Raw genomic sequence first — 1,925 nt, 5'->3', positions numbered from 1 at the left:
CGCCTGAGCGGGGCGACGCCGGAGCCGGCCGCCCTGCCCCCGCGCGCTGCCCCGCCGACCTGGCACTCGAACTTCACGCGCGCCCGCTACGAGGCGGCGGTCGACCGGGTGCGGGACTACATCCGGGCCGGCGACATCTACCAGGCCAACATCGCCCAGCGCTTCACCGCCGCCCTGCCCGCGGGCTTCGACCGGTTCGCGTTCTACCGCCGCTTGCGCGAGACCAACCCGGCGACCTTCGGCGCCTATCTCGAGTTCGACGGGCTGACCGTCGCGTCGAGCTCGCCCGAGCGCTTCCTGAAGCTCGAGGGCAGCCAGGTCGAGACCCGGCCGATCAAGGGCACGCTCGCGCGCAGCCCCGACCCGGTCGAGGACGCGGCCCGCGCCGCGCGGCTGCTCGCGGACCCGAAGGAGCGCGCTGAGAACACCATGATCGTCGACCTGCTGCGCAACGACCTGTCCCGGGTCTGCGCGCCGGGCAGCGTGCAGGTGCCGGTGCTGTGCGGGCTGGAATCCTATGCCGGCATCCACCATCTCGTCTCGGTCGTCACGGGCACGTTGCGGGACGGTCTCGACGGCTTCGACCTGCTGGAGAGGACCTTTCCCGGCGGCTCGATCACCGGCGCGCCGAAGCTCAGGGCCATGGACATCATCACCGAGATCGAGGGCGACGCGCGCGAGCTCTATTGCGGGGCCATCGGCCGGATCGGGTTCGACGGGTCGCTCGACACCGCGATCGCGATCCGCACCGTGTTCATGGACGCGACGACCGCGGTGCTCCAGGCCGGCGGCGGCGTCACCCTGCTCTCCGAGCCGGCGGCCGAGTACGACGAGACCCTGACCAAGGCCGCCCGCGTGTTCCAGGCGTTCGAGGCAGAGGCGTTCGAAACATGAGCGCGCCTGCGCGAGCCCGGGCCGGCGCGACGACCGAGGGCCGCACGGGGAGATCCGAGCGGAGGTCGGCGCGCGCGACCGCGCGTCGCCGCCGGCGCGGCCGATGCCTGCGGCCGGCGACGGCCGGGGGCCACCGGGAAACCCCATGATCCTCGTCGTCGACAACTACGACTCGTTCGTCTTCAACGTCGTCCGCTACTTCGAGGAGCTGGGCGAGACGGTGCGCGTGGTGCGCAACGACGCCCTCGACGTGGCCGGCATCCGCGCGCTCGCCCCCGACGCCCTAGTGATCTCGCCGGGGCCGTGCACGCCGGCCGAGGCCGGGATCTCGCTGCCGGCGATCCGCGAGCTCTCGGGTCGGATGCCGATCCTCGGGGTCTGCCTCGGGCATCAGGCGATCGGCGCGGCCTTCGGCGGCACCGTCGAGCGGGCGCGGAAGCCCCTGCACGGGCAGGCGACGCCGGTGGCGCATGGCGGGGAGCGGCTGTTTGCCGGGCTGCCGCCGGCGATGCAGGTCGGGCGCTACCACTCCCTCGTGGTGGCGCCGCAGCCGGCGATGGCGGCCCACCTCACCGTCGACGCGCGCTCGGCCGAGGGCGAGGTGATGGCGCTGTCGCATCGCCGCCATCCGACCTACGGCATCCAGTTCCACCCGGAATCGGTGCTCACCGAGAACGGCCACGCGATCTTCTCGAACTTCCTCGGCCTGGCCCGCGATTGGCGGGAGCGGCCCGCATCCGGGGAGGGCGGCGATGCTGTGGCATGACGGCCGCCTGATCGACGGCACCACCCTGCCCTTCGACCTGACCGATCGCGGCCTGACCCTGGCCGACGGCGTCTTCGACACGGCCCTGGCGCTGGCCGGCCGGGTCGCCTTCGCGGACGCGCACGTCGCCCGCCTCGTCGCCTCGGCCGAAGCGCTGGGCTTCTCCGTGCCCGCCGATGCCGCCCGCACGGCGATGCATGCGCTCGCCGCCACGGGCGATCGCCTGGCGATCCGCACCACCGTCACCCGCGGCACGGGCCCGCGC

Annotated in this window: 3 protein-coding genes; all 3 read left to right on the top strand. The window is 73.7% G+C overall.

What is annotated here, in order from left to right; genetic code table 11:
- Positions 1-894, top strand: an 894-nt coding sequence (gene pabB, locus FV230_RS27770; protein ID WP_147844657.1) for an aminodeoxychorismate synthase component I, incomplete at its 5' end; no start/stop codon positions are given.
- A 145-nt stretch (positions 895-1,039) separates the two neighbouring features.
- On the top strand, positions 1,040-1,660 hold the full coding sequence (locus FV230_RS27765) for an aminodeoxychorismate/anthranilate synthase component II (protein ID WP_147729349.1): 621 nt from the start codon (positions 1,040-1,042) through the stop codon (positions 1,658-1,660).
- Positions 1,647-1,925 (top strand): aminotransferase class IV (locus tag FV230_RS27760; RefSeq protein ID WP_187275655.1); only part of this gene is annotated, 279 nt, incomplete at its 3' end. The genes FV230_RS27765 and FV230_RS27760, both read left to right, overlap by 14 nt.

Source organism: Methylobacterium sp. WL6, assembly GCF_008040095.1.
Taxonomy (GTDB): domain Bacteria; phylum Pseudomonadota; class Alphaproteobacteria; order Rhizobiales; family Beijerinckiaceae; genus Methylobacterium.
The sequence above is the reverse complement of the archived record's forward strand: the minus strand, read 5'-3'. Positions and strand labels throughout refer to the sequence as shown.